Genomic DNA, 18,801 nt, shown 5'->3' with positions numbered 1-18,801 from the left:
GGGGGCAAATGGCGTCAGATAAATCAACCGCTTTTAATGGCACTAACATCTGGACAAAAATTCGGCCGCTATTAGCATTAAATCCACAAAAACGGCCTTTTGGTATTCATCTTACTGTCGCTTTATCTGTTGGCGTTCCTGCACTTATTGCTGTTTGGCTTAATCACTTTATGCTTGGTGTTATGGCAAGCTTAGGTGGCTTGGCCAGCTTGTATATCAGGCAAACGCCTTTGCCACATCGCATGGTAACTATGGCATTAGTGACTTTTGGTTTTTCTGCTAGCTTTACTTTAAGTCTGTTGGCCGGCTTTAATCCTTGGGTATTAGTGCTGGCACTGTTTTTTGTTTCATTTTTAGCGACTTTTATTTGCCGTTTTTTTGTTGTGCCGCCACCTGGCAGTTTCTTTTTTATTATGATTGCATGCGTTGCCAGTGCAGTACCTTTTGATCTGGCATTAGTGGCACAAAGAGTGGGATTATTGTTATTCGGCTGTTTGGGTGCAAGTTTGTTAGCACTTATTTATAGCTTAGTTCAGCTAATGGCTGGTAATAAACATGGCCTAGTCGCCGCTGAACCAACCGAACCTAGAGTGGCGGCAATTTTTTTAGAAGCATCTACTATAGCTACTTTTATTGCCTTAAGTTATTTTTTGGCTTTATGGTTTGGTTTTGACAAGCCTTATTGGGTGCCGATTTCTTGTTTAGCTATCCTCCAAGGTGCTAGCTTTCGGGCAGTGTGGCATAGAAAAATTCATCGTATTGTTGGAACGGCCATTGGTATGGGCTTAGCTTGGAGTATTTTTTCGTTAAATCCAAATGCGTGGATATTGGCATTCTTAATTATGTTATTTAGCTTTTTAATTGAAGTGTTAATAACGAGAAACTATGGCTTAGCCGTTATTTGCATTACACCGTTAACTATTATTCTTGCCGAAGCCAATAGCATAGACCAGGATCTAAATTGGTTATTAATGCTGCGGTTGAAAGATGTCTTACTTGGTAGTTTTATTGGCTATTTAGGGGGGGGGTTGCTGCATCAAACTAAGGAGTATGCCATTTTAGAACAACGTTTACAGGCATTTTTAGCTAATAAGTCGCATTAGGCTAGTTTTAGCATCCTTTATTAAGCTTAATTAGTCGCAAGCTGGCAGAACTTAAGTTTTAAAGCGTGTACAGTACAACAGAAACTAGCCTTTAATAAGTTAGAGAAAATACTCAGTGCTAGTAGTTAATGTATATTAGTGCATTTATGTTTACACTCTAATGGCTATTTATGCCGATAAACATTTTAAGCTAGCTGCTGGTTAAAGTGAGCAACAGGCAATAGAATTCTGTGAAATTTATCATGGCAAGGTTTTAACGAACAAGACTTAATAAATAACTAAAAGCTTAGGTCATGTTTTACCCGTATTAAATAAGAATTAAGAGATCAAAATGGAATCTATTAGTGTTTTTGACATTATAAAAATAGGTATCGGACCGTCGAGTTCGCATACGATGGGACCGTGGAATGCGGCAGAGTTATTTATAAACGAAATTCGTAAAACACATAAAATTTCTGATGTAAAAGAAGTCTTTGTTGAGTTTTTTGGCTCGTTAGCTAAAACGGGTATTGGTCATGGTACTGATATAGCCGGTATGTTAGGGCTGTCGGGTGAAGACTTTAAAACCATTGATACAACGAAAATAACCCAAAAAATTGAGGCTATTAAAGCAGCGAAAACGCTTAAGTTTGCAGCTGAAATTGAGCTGCCATTTATCTATGGCCATCATCTTATTTTAAATAAAGAAAAAAGTTTAGATTTCCATCCTAATGGAATGATTTTCAAAGCGGTATTTAAAGATGGTACTGAGTTTGAACAAGACTACTATTCTATAGGCGGTGGTTTTGTTGCAACCGAAGAAGAAGCTTTAGTAGACGAGCTCACAATTCGCACGCCTTATCCTTGTCATAAAGGCAAAGATGTTCAGCATTATTGTGACAAATTAGGCGTGTCTTTTTCAGATTTAGTTTATATCAACGAAGAAAGCTGGCGCACGAAACAACAAACAAATGAACAAGCTTTAGCTATTTGGCAAAGCATAAAAGAGTGTATTTATAAAGGTATAACTCAAGAAGGCATATTGCCAGGCGGCTTAAAAGTAGTGCGCAGAGCAGCAGCTTTAAACCGCACTTTATTAGGAAATAAACCATTTAAAAATAAAGATGAATGGTATCAGCTAGTGCTAGATACTGATGAAACCTTTGTTAGAATTAGTAAATGGGTTTCTTGTTTTGCCTTAGCTGTGAACGAAGAAAATGCTAACTTTGGCCGTATTATTACTGCGCCAACAAATGGTGCTAGTGGCATTATTCCCGCCGTTTTAATGTACTCACAAACCTTCACTGAGTATACCGGGGACGACAAAATTATTCGTTTCTTATTAGTTGCAGGTGAAATAGGGACTTTATTTAAGAAAAATGCCACTATCTCTGCTGCTATGGGCGGCTGTCAGGCTGAAACAGGAGTCTCATCAGCAATGGCAGCAGCCGGTTTAACCGAAATTATGGGTGGTACACCAGGGCAGGTGCTAATGGCAGCAGAAATAGCCATGGAGCATCATTTAGGCTTAACTTGTGATCCTGTAGCAGGCTTAGTTCAGATACCTTGTATAGAGCGTAACTCTATGGGAGCCATTAAAGCGATAACGGCTGCTAATATTGCCATTGAAAGTGATCCTGCTAATGCTCGGGTTACCTTAGATGAAGTTATCCAAACCATGTGGGAAACCGCGCAGAGTATGAATGGTCGCTTTAAAGAAACCTCAGAAGGTGGCTTAGCTATAGCGGTTAATATCGCAGAGTGTTAATTACTAACAGTTAATTTATAGCAAGTACCGCTGTTACTTGTTTCTCCCTTAGGTTGCTAAATATGTTAGTTATTATAGCAGCCAAAGGGAGATTATTTTCCTGCCTAACTAAACCAATGCCGAGTTCTATTAGCAAACCAGACTAAAGATAACATTACTGGCACTTCAACTAATACACCAACTACCGTTGCTAATGCTGCACCCGAGTGCAAGCCAAATAATGAAATTGCCACTGCAACCGCTAATTCAAAAAAGTTAGAGGTGCCAATCATACAGGCAGGAGCAGCAATGTTATGCGGCAACTTAAGTCGTTTCGCTAACCAATAAGCCAGCACAAAAATACCGTAGGTTTGAATTAGCAAGGGGATCGCAATCAGGATAATGGCTTCCGGTTTTGCTAAAATGGTTTCTGCTTGCAAGCCAAATAACAACACAACAGTTGAAAGTAAGCCAATAATAGACCAAGGTTTCATTTTGCCTAAAAACTGCTCTAGTGCTGAATTGTTAGGCTGTGCCTTAGGGGCTTTATCTAGTTTTTTGCGGGTTAAAATACCGGCAATCAGGGGGACTAATACATATAGGCCGACCGAAAGCAGCAACGTATCCCAAGGTACGGTAATATCAGTTACCCCTAACAGTAAGGCGGCTAAAGGGGCAAAAGCAAAAATCATAATAATGTCGTTTATTGACACTTGTACTAAAGTGTAATTAGCATCGCCTTTAGTTAGCTGGCTCCAAACAAAAACCATGGCAGTACAAGGCGCAACCCCCAGTAGAATCATACCGGCGATATATTCAGTTGCTGTAGTAGGATCAACCCAGTCAACAAAGATAACTTTAAAAAACAACCAGCCGAGTAAGGCCATAGTAAAAGGTTTAATCAACCAATTGATAATAAGGGTTAATGCTAAGCCTTTTGGTTTTTTGCCAACATCTTTAATAGAGGAAAAATCAATTTGCACCATCATAGGGTAAATCATCAACCAAATAAGGGCGGCGATAACAATATTGACATGGGCAAACTCTAATGTAGCAATAATATTAAAAGCTTGAGGTACTAAGCTCCCTGCGACAATGCCCAGCACTATAGCAAGCGCAACCCAAATAGATAAAAAGCGTTCAAATAATCCCATAACGGATCTCCTTATAGTACGGGTTAATTAACGGTTTCTTTGAGCTGGTCAGCCGCTATTTTTTCTAATGCTAATTTAAGCTCTGCAGGGGCTAATGCTTGTTTAGCAAGGAGCTTAAGCTTTTCTACCCGTTGGCTTATTTCGTTAATGCAGGCTAAAAAGGCTTGTTCAATTTGATCTTCATCAGCTTGTATTTTTGAAGGGTCGTTTAAGCCCCAATGAACTTTTAGGCTAGAACCAAAATAAAGTGGGCAGCTTTCACCCGCCGCAGAGTCGCATACTGTAATCACGATATCTGGCTTAAAGTCAGTAAAATCATGCCAAGATTGGCTGGTTAAACCTTCAGTTGCATAACCGGCTTGGTTTAGATACTTAAGCGTGAGGGGATGCACTTCACCAGCAGGCTGGCTACCCGCACTTCTAGCTTCTATTAAACCTGCTGCAACACTATTTGTAATAGCTTCTGATAAGATGCTTCGACAGCGATTATGGGTACAAATATAGAGAATTTTCATAGGTAATAACTTTATTTAACAAGATAGATTAGAAGAAGCTTGTGCGGCAATTAATTTTTGTAAGTCAGCATTAAAATAAGCAAGGTTGTGCTTAGCGGTGCTGATAATTGCATCTCGAACCCACTGCGGTAGCTGCGGGTGAAGTGAGTAATAGACCCATTTACCCCGCCGTTCATCCATTAGAATACCGTTTTGACGTAATAGGGCTAAGTGGCGAGATATTTTAGGTTGATCAAGCGCTAACGCTTGCATTAAATCACAAACACAAGCTTCAGGTGTGTGAGTAAGAAGCAGTAGAGATTTCAGTCGTGTATCATCAGCAAGACATTTAAAAAAGGTACAAGGATCCATTTAACATATCCGAAATTTCACATATGTGTAATTTCGCATATGTTAAATGTTAGGTCAATCTATTTTAATACAGTAATAAAAGCGCACTAAAGCGCTACTTTATTACTTGGTACAGCCGCTGCCACATGGCTGCATTTTTTTGTTTAAGCTCAGTGGCTTTTTGTTTTAAGGTTAAGCTTAGTGCAGTTTTATGCTCTAACACTTGCTGTAAGCTGGCTAACAGGTTTTGCTCTGTTAGTTGCTCTACGCAGTATTCAGCCATGCCAAAGTCGCTCATCATGGCGTGGTATTTATGACTCCAGCTAGTGGCAATGCAGGGCACCCCTTGGCTTAAGGCATTAATAGCGCCATGAAAGCGAGAGCTAATAGCCAGTTCAGCTTTACCAATAAAGGCTTTAACGGCTAAGGGATCTTCAATCTGGACGATCTGACACTTGGCTTTAGCGGCAATTTCATTGCAAAGCGCTGCATCTTCTTTGCCTTCATGATTCACCAGCATTACCTGGAAACCCTTTTCGTTTAGCTTATTGGCCGCAGCAGCAAAGGCATTAATGTATTGCGCTCGTTGTTGCTCGGCATCGGCATGGTTAAATTTAGACACGACTTTATTGTTAGGAATAAGTGCAGCATAGGGACCATCAATGGTTGGCACTTCATGATTCGCTTTAGCGGTTAAGCCTATTGTAAAGTCGGGAGTCAGCACAACTGATTGCGGTAGGTCTGCTACACAGCCTTGTAAGTGCTGCAACGACACAGGATCGCGAACAAATATTAAAGCAGCATGCTGAATAATATCGCGCATGGCAGCTTTACTAGGCTCTGATTCAAAAGGGCCAAAGGCTTGGGGCATAAAAATAAAGGGCTTGCCAGCCTTAGCAAAACGCACTACTTCTTTGGCGGTGTTTTGTAAAAAGCGCAGTGGCCATTGATCACCATAAGCAAAGCCGCTGGCCTCTAGCACTAAATCGACTTGTTGCTCACACAGCATGCCATAACGGCGAAATAAACCCTGCATGGGTAGCTTGCCAATCCACGGGGTAAAATCTAGGCCGCCACGGCGAAAAGATAGCTTTTGCCAAGCCCCTAAACGCGCGCGTTCAGGGTAGGGTAGGTTAGGTCCTGGCGATAATACTAATTGCACGTTAGGCTCGGCTTTTAAGCCATCTAAGCAGGCAAGTAACATTAAATAGGCGCCTTTATTGCGAAACTGGACGCCTTTAATTTCAACAAAAAATGGTTTGCTCATATACCGCCCTTATTAAAACGCGTTAAATATTTAGGTTATTTATTAATTTTTGCGCACTGTTACTAACTGCCACATTTGTTGGCGTGTGCTTTTAAATAAAAATAGAAAAAAGAATGAGGCAAAAGAGTAAGAGATAAGTGTAGCCCAAGCGGCACCAACTATCCCCATTGTCGGGATCAGCCAAATATTTAGGCCAACATTAAGTAAAGCACCTATAACATGGCTAGCTAAAGATAAAGGCTCTTGCTCAGTAATAAGTAAATGCTGGCTAATTAAATAACGAACAAAGATAAAACAACCTGCCCAAACATGAATTTGTAATACCTCTACGGCTGCTAAAAAGTTAGCACCAAACAATAAACTAATAATCCAAGGTGCAATAAGCGTCATTACCAGCGCGATAGAAAACGCCGCGGCAAAAAACAATAAAGCGAAACGGCGCAGCTTCAAATAATAGGAGTTAAAGCCTTGTTGGTAAGCACGGATCATATCCGGATAATAGCGGGCAGCTAAGGTGGCTGGAAATACATACCACAGCTCAGATAATCGGCTGGCAGCGGCATAAATACCGGCTTGCTCAGCACCCGCTATAGAGCCAAGCATAACGATATCTATTTTTAAGTAAATTACCGAGACAATACCCGACAGCCAAAGCCAAGAAGATCGCTTTAATAATTGTTTAGCCTGAGCCAGATTAAACCAGCGCGGATGATAGCCCGGCCAGCGGTTTTCTGTTTCGTTATAAGGTTTGTGTTTTAAACGATAAACAATGTATTGGGCCAAGCCAACCAGCAGAAATTCGATACCGGTAAATAAAATTAAGCTTGCGATACCAAAGCCTTGATATAACAGGGTTAATTTAATACTAAAGCTTACGGCGGTTATAGCGGCTTTAATGTAAGCTACCGTTCTAAAGGTGCCTTGGTAATTTAAATAAAATTCAAATAATAAAAAGCCAAAAAAAGTTTGCAGCAAAAATAGCGCTGGAATAGCAATGCGCAAATGGCCAACAAAGAGGTCGGGATAAAGCCAATAAAAGGCCAGTAAAATAAAACTACCACCAATAAAGCCAAGAAGTAAGCGCATACTGATAGCGCTATACAGCATGGTCATGGCATCTTTACCCTTGTCATGCTTTACCATTTGCCTAACAACGATATTGTTTAAGCCTAAACTCGTAATAGGTACTAAAAACGCGCTCCAAGCCATAACAATAGAGAAAATACCTAGCTCAGCGGCACCGAGCATACGGGCAACAAAAATAGTTAAAATCGCACCTGCTGCTAACTTAAACATTTTATCGCCAAGCATGGCAGTGGCTCTAGCTTGCAGCAGTTTGATTATAAAATTCACTCTTAATCTTCCTTATAAGCTTTTGATTAAAAAATGTTTAAATCTTACTTATTGTTATGACGTAAAGCTTGCTGGCGAAAATGTGACACTAGGCGCCAAGTGTTTTGTAATAAATATAAATAACCGGCAAATGCCAAGCTAAATAGCAGCAACATAATAAAGTCGGGCACCAGTAAGTATTCAGCAATAATACCAATACAAGAGAACACGCAAGCTAAAGACGTTATTAATAATAATGACTCGCGAGAGTTTAAGCCTAAACGTAAGGAAATATGGTGCAAATGCTCGCGATCAGCTTTAAAGGGGGACTGGCCTTTGCGAATACGCCTAACCATAATGGCAATCATATCCATTAATGGAATAGCAATAATCCACAAGGCGGTAACAGGTCTAAAACTGGCAGTTTCACTTTGGGTGCCAATAATTAGTAACCAAATAATCGATAAACCGATAAACATACTGCCGGCATCGCCTAAAAATATCTTTTTATTACCGATAAGCCCTAAGTTACAGGCTAAATAGGGCAACATAGCGAAAATTATAACTAAGACAAATACAGCATAGTCTTGCTGGCCCCATAACCACATAAAAATAGCGATAGTGATAAAGCTCACTAAGCTAAGCATACCTGCTAGGCCATCTATGCCATCGGTCATATTAAAGGCGTTAATAGCCGCAATAACGGCAATTAAGGTAATAGGTAAGCCGAAAACCCCCAGTTCTATGCTACCTAAACCAAATAAGTTACCTAAGCTACTTAAGTGCAAACCTAAACTCCATGTCATGGCTAAACCAAGTAGAGTTTGCACGGCTAAGCGCAGCTTGACACTTAAATCTAGATAATCATCAAAAACACCTAGTAGTACTATACAACCGGTACAGGCTAAATAATAAAACGGCTGTAATGTGGTATTTGCAAATAAACTTAAACTAATGGCGATACCTATATAAGTAGCAATACCGCCAATTAATGGCACAGCCCCTTGGTGTTGTTTACGTCCGTGCGGAATATCAACTAAACCAAAGCGGATCGACAGTGGATAAAGCAAGCTTATCGCTAGGGTCGAGCAAACCAATGCAGTGATGTAAAGTAATGTGTTTTCAGCCATTTAGTTACCCATATATCTGTTTTTATTACTATGCTGTTAGTGCTATTCAGCACAGCGTCAGCTAAAATCGGGTTTACTGTGCACTAAGGTTGTTTAATTTAACTGGCTAAATTGGCCGTTAGGACGAATAAGTAACGTGCAATTATCTCAGTGTAAAATTCTTATTATAAGTAATATGGGGCCAAAACCATCGGCGCCATTTCAAGGTAAATTTGTTCATAACCAAGTTTGGGCCTTAGCCAAACTTAACCCTGCGTATCATTATATGCGCTGGCACAGTGACTCTTTGCTGAACAAGCTTTTGAAATATCCAGTTTTTTTATTTAGCTTTATCTGGCGCTTTGTTATTAGCCGTCAGCGTTATGATATAGCACATATCCACTTTTTCTATCCGACTATTTGGCTGGCTTTAGTTTATAAGTTTTGTCGCAATAGAAATTTAAAAATAGTTGTCACCTGTCATGGCAGTGATATTTATAAGTATCAACCACCCAGTAAACTATATCGCTGGTGTGCTAAACAGGTTGATCAGTGGATCTTTGCCAGCTCGGCGTTAGAGCAGCATTTTTCTTTGCCTAAAGCCAATAGCAAAGTGTTAGCAGCGGGTATTCATGAGTCTTTTCGCCAAGCTGAGCAAGTGACCTGGCAAGATAAAACAATCGATTTACTTTATGTTGGTAGTTTAGATGAAAACAAAGGCATGGATAGACTGCTGGCTATGCTGCCTTACTTAACAGATAAACATGTAGTTATTGCTGGCAGTGGTCCTTGGTTAAGTCGGTTGCAAACAGCGGCGACTGAGTTTTCCAATGTCTTAGTTGTCGGGCCGAAAAATAGTAGCGCCTTAAAGCAGCTATATCAGCAGTCGCGATACTTAATAAATTTATCCCGTAACGAAGCCTTTGGTTTAGTGATGACTGAGGCCATGTGCTGCTATACGCCTGTTATTGCCAGCTTTACTGATGGCGCTCAAGAGCAAGTGCAAAATGGCGTCAACGGGGTCTTACTTAGCGCTACTGATTCTGAGCAGCAGTGGCTTGCGAATGCAACTGCCATTATTCAACGCTTATGGCAGCTGCCACCCGAGCAGTATCAACGGCTGCAACAACAAGCCCGTACTAGTGCAGAGCCCTATTTATTAAAAAATATCGCAGAGCAATTAGAGACAGTTTATCAACGAGTTGTTTTATGAGTGAATCAGTTATAAATAATGAAGCAATTAACCTAGAAACGGTTAAAATTGGCCCTGTTCAGGTGGCAGCTTTTAACGATATGCAGCATATGCTGGAATTAGTGATTAAGCCCGATGCTACAGTGTTTGCCGGCTCAGCTATTGCTATTAATCCTGAAAAAATATTAACCGCAATGCAAAACCCAGAAATTGAGGCGGTAATTAACCAAGCCGATTTACGCTATGCCGATGGTATAGGGGTGGTGAAGGTTATGCGTAAACGGTTAGGCAAACAAGTACAACGTATTCCCGGTTGTGAGTTTTGGCAGCAATTAATGCTACGCGCTGCACAATATCAGGTGCCGGTATTTATTGTCGGCGCTAAGCCTGAGGTTAATCAGCAAACTGCCACTAAGTTAAAACAGCAGCAGGTGAATTTAGTCGGCGCGATTGATGGTTATTTTAAAGACGAAGCGGCTCTAACCGCCAGTATTAAACAAAGCGGCGCTAAAATAGTTAGTGTGGCTATGGGCTCACCTAAACAAGAGTTGCTTATTCAGCGTCTAGCCAAAGCGCACCCCAATTGTTTTTATATGGGCGTTGGCGGCACTTATGATGTTTTTACTGGCAATGTAAAACGGGCTCCGGCTTTGTGGTGCAAACTAAATTTAGAATGGGCTTATCGGTTGCTGTTGCAGCCTAGTCGTATAGGCCGGCAGTTGGGCTTGTTGCGTTATATTTGGTGGTATTGGCGCGGTAAAATTTAGTGATATTTAGTAATAAGGGTGATAACGAATGGTTTATGCAACAGCTTTACCCCTGATCAGTGTTTATATGCCTACTTATAACCGGGTTAATATGGCGATCCGTGCTATTGAATCTGTTTTAGCGCAAACTTACCCTAATTTTGAGTTATTGGTAGTAGACGATGCTTCGCCTGATGATACTTGGCATATTTTAAACCAGCGCTATGAGCATGATAGTCGAGTGCGTTTATTTCGCCAAGACAAAGGCCAAGGCGCTTGCGCTGCCCGCAATAGAGCCATAACCGAGGCTAAAGGTGAGTGGGTTACTGGCATTGATGATGATGATGAATTTTTGCCTAATAGATTGCAAAGCTTATATGACGCTTATGACGATAAATATAGCTGTGTTTGCTCAGGTTATATCTGGGATTACGGCTCTTTGCAAAAGCGGCTTCATACCAAGCAGGAAGTGGTAGATTTAGCTCAGTTGCTTGATCTGCATGTGCTATCTAATCAAGCCCTAGTAAAGCGTGATCGCATGCTAGCCTTGGGCGGCTTTGATATAAATTTAGCCGCGTTTCAAGATTACGATATGTGGGTACGGGTAGTGCGTGACTATGGTCCCGCTTTACGTATTGCCGAGCCAAGTTATAAGGTGAACGTAGGTCATGAACTGGGCCGTATTACAGACTCGCCCAAACGTTTAGATGCTCACAAGCAATTTGTGGCTAAACATCGCAGCTTAATGTCTGAGCGTAACTTACAAAATCAAATGTATTACCGCCAAACCATGCAACATCAGCCTCTTAGTCTATTTGGCTTTTTTAGCCGTGCTCGTTACGGTTTAGTCGGCTTAAAGTGGCGTTATTATTTAAAGCATAAATTACGGATTTTAAGTAAATGGCGAATGCAGTTGTTTAGTAAGGGTGTTATGGGGCTGTTTAAAAAGTGATAGCCCCAGCAAAAATGCAGTCTTGGTTATTAAGCCAAGCCGATCGGCTGTTATGTGGTTTGATCCCTTGGTTTTTGTTGGTTGATTGTTTAAATGGCGCTTTACTACAAAGCCAAGGTTCGGCTTATGGCTTGGCTTTGGTTTATAAAGGTTTGCTGTTAAGTTTAATGTTGCTGGCGCTTAGTCAAAGCCAGTTTAAAGCCGTGTTAATTTATATTGCGACTGCACTTTTACTGCTATTGGGGCCGGCTGTAAGCAGTTGGCAACAAAGCAGCCAATGGATTTTGGCAGACGTTCAATTAGTGGTAAAAATACTCAGCCCCTTGTTAGGCTTTTACTACTTTTTCACTTTACAGCAACGGCAGCCTGCTTCAGCTCAACGGCTGTTCTACTTTACCCTAGCTGTAAGTTCAGTCGTTTTATTACTGAATATGTTATTGGGGTTAAGTGGCTGGGGTTATAGTGCTTATCGGCCGATGGAGAATGTGCAGCAAGCATTTTTAGGCATAAAAGGTTTTTTTTATTCCACTAATGAATTGTCGGCATTGTTACTCGTCTTAACGGCAGCATTATTAAGCCTTACTTGGCCGTTATCGCGCTGGCGTTACTGCCTTGTTAGCCTATTGGCCTTGGTAATAGCTTTGTTGTTATTAACTAAAACCGGGCTATTTGGCTGTTTAATTTTAGTGTTAACTATTCCTTTATTGTTTATGCCTGCTCAGTTTTGGCGTCAGCATCAGCTAAGGTTAGTTGCCATGGCAGCCGTGTTTCTTGTGCTATTTTTGTTGGCAAGTCTTAATCTGCCGGCTCTGTTGCAGGCATTAGGCATTTACCAAAAGTTAGACTTTGTTTATCAACAGCGTGGTATAAGCGGTATTATTTTATCGTCGCGTGATCTTTATGCCAGCCAAATATGGGCCAGCGTACAGCAGCACTATGCCAGCGGCCAAACTCTACTTGGGGTAGGGCAAGGCGGTAGTGCTTTACAGCTTAAAAAGTACTTTGCTGAACTAGACTGGTTTGATTTATTTATCTTTTATGGTGTGGTTGGGGTAGTTGTTTATATTGCCACTTTTGGCCTATTTATTTGTAATAGCATTAAACACCTTGGTTTAAGGGCAGGCCGTGTTATGTTATTGCTTAATCTAGTATTATTGGCTGTTTCTGCTATGGCAGGCCATGTTATTACTTCTGGCTTATTGTGGTTGCCTTGGGCACTTTGTAATGCGCTATTATTTTCAAGCAGCGAGCAGCAACTAAGGACGATACGTGAAAGACATTCTTGAGCCTTTGCTATACCCACAAAATATTGTGTTATTTGCTTTATTTATTAGTTGTATTTTCTACCGCAAAAAAGGTTTATGGTGCTTATTTATTTTTTATTATGTGTTGGGTAATAGTTTTATTGCCAATCAAGTAAGGGCGCTATTCCCCGAGTTTAAGTTAAGTGAGGCAAGAGTAACAAAAGCAAGCAGTGTTAATGCCGTTGTGCTTGGCTGCGGTGGCAGTGCGACAGCTTTACCCGCCTGTGCTAAATCGCGTTTAGATAGAGCGGTGCAACTACTACCTAAACAGGCTGCATCTGTGGTAGTAACTACTCGACACTGCCAGCCTTATGTTGACTATTTACTGCGAAATCAACCCAATATTGCCATTAACTGCTTTAATGGCGGCGATAATACTTATCAAGAGCTTTCTAGTTTAAGCCAAAAATATGGCATTAAGGCTAATTATATTGTAACTAGCCAGTTTCATGGCTGGCGGGTTCGGCAACTGGTTGAGTACCATAAGTTGCCTAGCCAAGTTGTTACGACTTCGAGCCAAACTTTTCGCGCCGTAAATTGCGGGATAAATTGTTTTTTTACCGTAAATTTAAGCAATTTTGATTTATACAGTAAGTTAATTGCCGAATTTAGCAGCTATACGGTGTTTGTTGCAACGCGTAGCTGGACTTCATGGCACCAAGCACCAGAGGCTGAATAAAAGCATGACAACTTCATCAACGAAAGTCTTGCCATGGATTTTTACCTTTTTAAAACCTTTTTGGCTTAAGGTTATAGCCGCCCTTATTTTTTTAGCTATAGGATCTTTAAGCTGGCTAGCCTTAGGCCAAGGCGTAAAAATGTTAGTTGACCAAGGCTTTGCTCAAGGTAATGCAAGCCAGCTCAATTATGTCACTGGCTTTATTTTATTGTTATGTTTAGTGGCGTCAGTGGCCACTTTTGCTCGGTTTTATTTAATGACTTGGTTGGGCGAGCGGGTAAGTGCCAATATCCGCAATACCGTGTATCAGAATATGTTAAAACTATCGCCTGCCTTTTATAGCGAAATGCGCACCGGAGAAATTATCTCGCGTTTTACCGCTGACACCACCTTATTACAAAGTGTGGTTGGCTCTAGTTTATCTATGGCCTTGCGCTCTAGTGTTACTATTGTCGGCGGTTTAATTATGATGGCACTAACTAGCGTAAAAATGACACTGTTAGTCTTGATTGCGGTGCCCTTAGTCTTGTTACCTATTTTTATGTTAGGTAAAAAGGTACGGCTTTTAGCCCGCGCCAGTCAAGATAGGCTGGCTGATGTTGGTGCTTATGTTGATGAAAGTATACATGAAATTCATACCGTGCAGTCTTATACCCATGAGCAGCATGATATACAGCGTTTTGGCCAGCGCATAGAGCAAGTTATGCAGGCAGCTAGCGGCCGTATTTTTTACCGTGCCTTGTTAATTGCTATGGTAATGATGCTAAGTATAGGCGCTATGGTGCTAGTAAGTTGGGCTGGCGCTCATGATGTTATGGCCGATAAAATGACCCCAGGCGAGTTAACGGCTTTTATGTTTTATGCTGTTATGGTGGCCGGAGGCGCGGCGACCATAAGCGAAGTAATAGGTGATATTCAGCGAGCAGCTGGTGCGGCTGAGCGCTTAATTGAATTAGCAGAAATGCCAGTTGATATTCAATCAGCTGAAATAACCGTACCTTTACCCCAGCCAATTACCGGTGCTATTGAGTTAAAGCAATTAAGTTTTGCTTACCCTAATACAGATGACAAGCTAGTGCTACAGCAATTACAGCTGGCTATTAAACCAGGCGAGCGCATTGCCATAGTTGGCCCAAGCGGTGCTGGTAAAACCACTTTGTTTCAATTGTTGCAGCGGTTTTATCAGCCCAGTCAAGGCGCTATTTACTTAGATGGCGTGGATATTAACCAGCTTGAGTTAGCACAACTACGCCAGCAATTTGCCTTAGTGCCACAAGATGCCGTTATATTTGCTGACAGTGTGTTAGAAAATGTGCGTTATGGCCGACCAGAAGCGACTGAGCAAGAAGTGGTGAAAGCTTGTATTGCGGCTCGTGCCGATGGCTTTATTAACGAATTAAGTGCAGGTTATCAAACCCAATTAGGCGAGCGCGGGGTTAAGTTATCTGGTGGGCAAAGGCAGCGAATTGCTATTGCTAGAGCTATTTTAGCCGACCGGCCAGTATTATTGTTAGATGAAGCCACCAGTGCCTTAGATGCCTTAAGCGAGCAGCAAGTTCAGTTGGCGCTAGAGCACTTAATGCAAAATAAAACCAGCTTAATTATTGCTCACCGTTTGGCAACAGTGGTTAATGCTGATCGGATTATTCTATTAGATAAAGGCCGTATTATTGCCAGTGGCACCCATCATCAACTAATAGAGCAAAGCCCGCTGTATAGTGAGCTAGCGAAGCTGCAGCTTTTGCATTAACAACTAGCACTAACAAAAAAGCCTGCTAAAAATTAGCAGGCTTTTTTAGTGTTTAGTGTTTAGTGTTTAGTGCACTGCAGCTTATTGGCAGCCGCCGCAACAAACCCCGCCTTCGCCATGGGCTTTGGCTTTAGGTTGCACAAACAAAATTTCATTTTCTAATAAAATATGCTGCATTAAATCTTGTCTTAATTCTTCAAGGCCAATATACAGCGCGGTCCAAGTGTTACAAGCACCCGCTGGCAAAGTAATATCATTAGTGAGTTTACACAAGGTTTCTAGCGCATCGCCATGCTGAATGTGCTCTTCTTCCATTACGCTAATTGGGCCTGATGGGTAAATACCACCTGCAAGCATAGGAAATAAAATTTGTTCTTCTTTCATCATATGACTTTCTAATTCTTGATACATTTGCTCTAAATGTTCGGTTAAACCGTTAGGGCAATTAGGGTCCATACCGTGAACATGCTCAACCCGACGGGCTAAACGGGTTAACTCAGGTAGCTGTTGCCTATGACGCTGGTGAAAGCGTGTAACTATGTGCTCAATTAACTCTTTAACTGGCTTTTCTTGCCAGTTTATATGGTCGGTTGTTTGCTGCTGTAAGGCAGTTAATGCGGTAACAACGTCTTGTTCGTTTAGCTCACGTTTGGCTAAAGCTTCGCGTAAACTTAGTTGGCCACCACAACAAAAGTCTAATTTAAATTGATGAAATACTGCTGTTGCTCCAGCAACAGATGTCGCAATGCTACCTAAAGATTGATCTAATAATGACATACTGACTCCTAGCTAAATAATAAATAAAACTTGTTATATAGCTGTATAGAGCAAGAGTTAGGCCAAAACTACCACCATTGATTTATATGGTTTTATTTAACGCTATGGTATATTAAACCCATATTAAGCTAGGTTTAAATAACCATGAAAGGGTGAAAGCTACCATGCTAGAGCAAAGCCTTATTGCTGATTTAGTCACAGACTTACCGGCTGCGGTTCGTTTGCAACGTTTAGTGAGTACTTTACGTAGTCATTTTAATTGTGGTGCTGTGGGTCTATTAAAGTTAGAGCATGAAATTTTAAAACCTGTGGCCTTGCATGGGTTAGTGCGCGAAGCCCATGGTCGGCGATTTTTAGTGGGTAAGCACCCGCGATTAGCCGCTATTTTAGCTAGCCGTAATCCAGTGAGGTTTGATCCCAGTTCAGAGCTACCCGATCCTTATGATGGCTTATTAGCCGATCAACCCGGTAAAGCGTTACCAGTACATGATTGTATGGGCACCTCTTTATTTATTGAAGGCCGCTGCTGGGGAGTATTAACCCTAGATGCGCTAGACGGCAATAGCTTTAATCAGGAGACGGTTATAGAGTTACAGCGTTACAGCTTATATGTTGAGGCAGCGGTTAGGTTAACTGAGTTAGAGCAAGCCAATAGAGCGCTGCGAACAACCCATCAGGCAAATGAGCCAGTATTTACAGCCAATGATCAGCAATATGAACTTATTGGCCAAAGTAAGCCGCTACAGCAAGTACTGCAAGAGTTAGCAATAGTCGCAAATTCAGACTTACCGGTTTTATTATTAGGTGAAACTGGGGTAGGTAAAGAGCTATTTGCAAGGCAGTTACATCGTAGCTCTAACCGAGCGAAAAAGCCGTTAATTTATTTAAATTGTGCGGCTTTACCGGAAAGCTTGGCAGAAAGCGAGTTATTTGGCCACACTAAAGGGGCTTTTTCAGGTGCTAATAGCGAACGTGCTGGTCGCTTTGAAGCTGCCGATGGCGGCACTTTATTTTTAGATGAAGTAGGGGAATTGCCCTTAGCGGTGCAAGCTAAATTATTACGAGTATTACAAAACGGTGAAATTCAACGTTTAGGCTCAGATGAATCAAGAACCGTCAATGTACGCTTAGTTGCTGCAACCAATCGAGATTTAAAGCAGCAAGTGAAAAGTGGTGAATTTAGAGCTGATTTATATCATAGATTGTCGGTTTATCCGTTACCTATACCACCATTAAGAGAACGCAGAGATGATATTCCATTATTAGCCGGGCATTTTTTAGAGCTAAATAGTCGCCGTTTAGGTTTACGAGCTTTGCGCCTTGAACCACAAGCTGAGCTAGCATTATTAAGTTATAACTGGCCGGGTAATGTGCGCGAGTTAGAGCATGTTATTAGCCGCGCTGCAATTAAAGCGCTAAGTCATGGTGCTTCACGCAATGATATTGTAACTATTGCTTCTGAGTTATTAGATATAGAAGCCAGCTCAGCGTTAATGGGTGAACATGAGTTAATTCATAAACAAGTCGTGGCAGGTGTGTCATTAAAGCAAGCAGTTAATCAATTACAACGCCAGATGATAGAGCAAGCCTTAGTTAACTCTGCAGGTAGTTGGTCACAGGCAGCACGGCAGCTAGAAATAGATGCCAGTAACCTGCATAAATTAGCCCAGCGTTTAGGAATGAAATAATGTTGCGCTTTATGGGAGTGCTGTTTTGGCGTTTTTTGGCCATTATCAGCTTATTATTAGGCCTAATAGGTATGGTATTGCCGGTGATGCCAACAGTGCCATTTATATTAGTCAGTGCTTGGGCGGGCGGTAAAGGCTGGCCGGCATTAGAGCGCTGGTTATTAGCTCAGCCTCACCTTGGGCCTGCCATTTTAAAGTGGCGCCAATACGGTATAGTGCCCAGAAAAGCTAAATACTTATCTATAGGTATGATGTCTATAAGTGGCATTGTATTACAGTTTTCAGCAGCTATTTTCTGGGTGAAAATAGCTGTACCTTTAATTATGTTAACCGTTGCTATTTGGATCTGGCTGCGACCAGAGCAGATCCCTGAGCAATTGGCAGAGAATAACAATGACAACGTCTCTTAACAAAAAACAACTAAAACAAATAACCCCTGAACAAGCTATGCGTTATAGTCGTCATCTTATGCTGCCGGCCATGGACTTTCGCGGTCAAGAAGCTTTATTAGCCAGCAAAGTACTGGTTATCGGCATGGGCGGTTTAGGCTGTGCGGCGGCTCCTTATTTGGTTGCTAGCGGCGTTGGTGCTATTACTTTGGTAGATGATGACAGTATTGATAGCAGCAATTTACAGCGACAAATTTTGTATCGTGAAACGGATATTGGTTTAGCTAAAGTACAGCAAGCGGCAACCCAGCTGCGACAGTTAAATAGTGAAATACAAATTGATACTCTGACGCAGCGTTTAACGGCAGAAGACTTAGCCCAACTGATCCCGCAGTATTCATTAGTCTTAGATTGCACCGATAATTTAAGTACTCGTAACGCCATCAATGCTGGCTGCGTTAAGGCTAAGGTGCCCTTAGTATCTGGTGCGGCTATTCGCTTTGAAGGCCAAGTGGCCAGCTTTAGCATGCAGGGCGATCAAGCCTGTTACCATTGTTTAAGTCAGCTATTTGGCGAGCAGCAATTAAGTTGCATGGAAGCCGGCATTTTATCGCCTGTAGTTGGCATTGTCGGCACTATGCAAGCACTTGAAGCGGTGAAAATTTTAGCCAAAGTGGGCCAGCCTTTATTTGGTAAACTGCAGTTATTTGATGCTATGTATAGCCAATGGCAGCAGTTTACTTTAACTAAAGATCCGCATTGTTCAGTCTGCTCTTTGCTTTAAAGCT

At 41.5% G+C, this 18,801-nt stretch carries 18 protein-coding genes; 11 read left to right on the top strand and 7 right to left on the bottom strand.

Annotated elements, in window-relative coordinates:
* The first annotated feature begins 8 nt into the window (after positions 1 to 8).
* On the top strand, positions 9 to 1,103 hold the full coding sequence (locus ACRCA4_RS11005) for an FUSC family protein (protein ID WP_433188263.1): 1,095 nt from the start codon (positions 9 to 11) through the stop codon (positions 1,101 to 1,103).
* Positions 1,104 to 1,434: 331 nt separating this feature from the next.
* Entirely contained in the window at positions 1,435 to 2,850 is a 1,416-nt protein-coding gene (locus tag ACRCA4_RS11000) for an L-serine ammonia-lyase (RefSeq protein WP_433188260.1), read from the top strand.
* 104 nt (positions 2,851 to 2,954) lie between these two features.
* Here ACRCA4_RS11000 and arsB read toward each other — a convergent pair whose 3' ends face one another.
* The 6 genes from arsB to wecA form a co-directional block, all read right to left on the bottom strand.
* A complete protein-coding gene (arsB, locus tag ACRCA4_RS10995) occupies positions 2,955 to 3,983 on the bottom strand; it encodes an ACR3 family arsenite efflux transporter (RefSeq protein ID WP_433188257.1) in 1,029 nt (342 codons plus the stop codon).
* Between the two features lie 23 nt (positions 3,984 to 4,006).
* Positions 4,007 to 4,498, bottom strand: a complete 492-nt coding sequence (locus ACRCA4_RS10990) for an arsenate reductase ArsC (RefSeq protein ID WP_433188254.1) — start codon at positions 4,496 to 4,498, stop codon at positions 4,007 to 4,009.
* 15 nt (positions 4,499 to 4,513) lie between these two features.
* A complete protein-coding gene (locus ACRCA4_RS10985) occupies positions 4,514 to 4,849 on the bottom strand; it encodes a metalloregulator ArsR/SmtB family transcription factor (protein ID WP_433188251.1) in 336 nt (111 codons plus the stop codon).
* A gap of 94 nt (positions 4,850 to 4,943) precedes the next feature.
* The gene (locus ACRCA4_RS10980; RefSeq protein WP_433188248.1) at positions 4,944 to 6,095 is read right to left on the bottom strand and encodes a polysaccharide pyruvyl transferase family protein; all 1,152 of its coding nucleotides are present in this window, start codon (positions 6,093 to 6,095) and stop codon (positions 4,944 to 4,946) included.
* 42 nt (positions 6,096 to 6,137) lie between these two features.
* Positions 6,138 to 7,448: a flippase gene (locus tag ACRCA4_RS10975; protein ID WP_433188245.1), complete on the bottom strand. Its 1,311-nt coding sequence runs from the start codon at positions 7,446 to 7,448 to the stop codon at positions 6,138 to 6,140.
* Between the two features lie 44 nt (positions 7,449 to 7,492).
* Entirely contained in the window at positions 7,493 to 8,557 is a 1,065-nt protein-coding gene (wecA, locus tag ACRCA4_RS10970; protein ID WP_433188242.1) for a UDP-N-acetylglucosamine--undecaprenyl-phosphate N-acetylglucosaminephosphotransferase, read from the bottom strand.
* A gap of 136 nt (positions 8,558 to 8,693) precedes the next feature.
* Here wecA and ACRCA4_RS10965 point away from each other — a divergent pair, with 136 nt between their 5' ends.
* The 6 genes from ACRCA4_RS10965 to ACRCA4_RS10940 are packed head-to-tail and all read left to right on the top strand — an operon-like array spanning position 8,694 to position 15,159.
* Positions 8,694 to 9,749, top strand: coding sequence for a glycosyltransferase family 4 protein (locus ACRCA4_RS10965; RefSeq protein WP_433188239.1), 1,056 nt, complete (start codon positions 8,694 to 8,696; stop codon positions 9,747 to 9,749).
* Positions 9,746 to 10,495 (top strand): WecB/TagA/CpsF family glycosyltransferase, encoded by a 750-nt coding sequence (locus tag ACRCA4_RS10960; RefSeq protein WP_433188236.1) that lies wholly within the window; start codon positions 9,746 to 9,748, stop codon positions 10,493 to 10,495. The genes ACRCA4_RS10965 and ACRCA4_RS10960 overlap by 4 nt, the downstream gene beginning before the upstream one ends.
* A 28-nt stretch (positions 10,496 to 10,523) precedes the next feature.
* Positions 10,524 to 11,426 (top strand): glycosyltransferase, encoded by a 903-nt coding sequence (locus ACRCA4_RS10955; protein ID WP_433188233.1) that lies wholly within the window; start codon positions 10,524 to 10,526, stop codon positions 11,424 to 11,426.
* A gap of 14 nt (positions 11,427 to 11,440) precedes the next feature.
* The gene (locus tag ACRCA4_RS10950) at positions 11,441 to 12,712 is read left to right on the top strand and encodes an O-antigen ligase family protein (RefSeq protein ID WP_433188231.1); all 1,272 of its coding nucleotides are present in this window, start codon (positions 11,441 to 11,443) and stop codon (positions 12,710 to 12,712) included.
* A complete protein-coding gene (locus ACRCA4_RS10945) occupies positions 12,696 to 13,409 on the top strand; it encodes an ElyC/SanA/YdcF family protein (RefSeq protein WP_433188228.1) in 714 nt (237 codons plus the stop codon). The genes ACRCA4_RS10950 and ACRCA4_RS10945 overlap by 17 nt, the downstream gene beginning before the upstream one ends.
* A 4-nt stretch (positions 13,410 to 13,413) precedes the next feature.
* Positions 13,414 to 15,159, top strand: coding sequence for an ABC transporter transmembrane domain-containing protein (locus ACRCA4_RS10940; protein ID WP_433188225.1), 1,746 nt, complete (start codon positions 13,414 to 13,416; stop codon positions 15,157 to 15,159).
* Positions 15,160 to 15,240: 81 nt separating this feature from the next.
* Here ACRCA4_RS10940 and ytfE read toward each other — a convergent pair whose 3' ends face one another.
* Complete coding sequence (ytfE, locus tag ACRCA4_RS10935; RefSeq protein ID WP_433188222.1) at positions 15,241 to 15,936, bottom strand: iron-sulfur cluster repair protein YtfE; 696 nt, start codon at positions 15,934 to 15,936, stop codon at positions 15,241 to 15,243.
* 164 nt (positions 15,937 to 16,100) lie between these two features.
* Here ytfE and norR point away from each other — a divergent pair, with 164 nt between their 5' ends.
* The 3 genes from norR to moeB are packed head-to-tail and all read left to right on the top strand — an operon-like array spanning position 16,101 to position 18,797.
* Positions 16,101 to 17,624, top strand: a complete 1,524-nt coding sequence (norR, locus tag ACRCA4_RS10930; protein ID WP_433188219.1) for a nitric oxide reductase transcriptional regulator NorR — start codon at positions 16,101 to 16,103, stop codon at positions 17,622 to 17,624.
* Positions 17,624 to 18,034, top strand: coding sequence for a YbaN family protein (locus tag ACRCA4_RS10925; RefSeq protein ID WP_433188216.1), 411 nt, complete (start codon positions 17,624 to 17,626; stop codon positions 18,032 to 18,034). The genes norR and ACRCA4_RS10925 overlap by 1 nt, the downstream gene beginning before the upstream one ends.
* Positions 18,018 to 18,797, top strand: coding sequence for a molybdopterin-synthase adenylyltransferase MoeB (moeB, locus tag ACRCA4_RS10920; RefSeq protein ID WP_433188213.1), 780 nt, complete (start codon positions 18,018 to 18,020; stop codon positions 18,795 to 18,797). Before ACRCA4_RS10925 ends, moeB begins: the two co-directional genes overlap by 17 nt.
* The last annotated feature ends 4 nt before the right edge of the window (positions 18,798 to 18,801 follow it).

The organism is Rheinheimera sp. WS51 (genome assembly GCF_050936095.1).
Taxonomy (GTDB): domain Bacteria; phylum Pseudomonadota; class Gammaproteobacteria; order Enterobacterales; family Alteromonadaceae; genus Alishewanella.
Note: the sequence above shows the minus strand (reverse complement) of the source record. Positions and strands in the feature narration are given on the sequence as shown.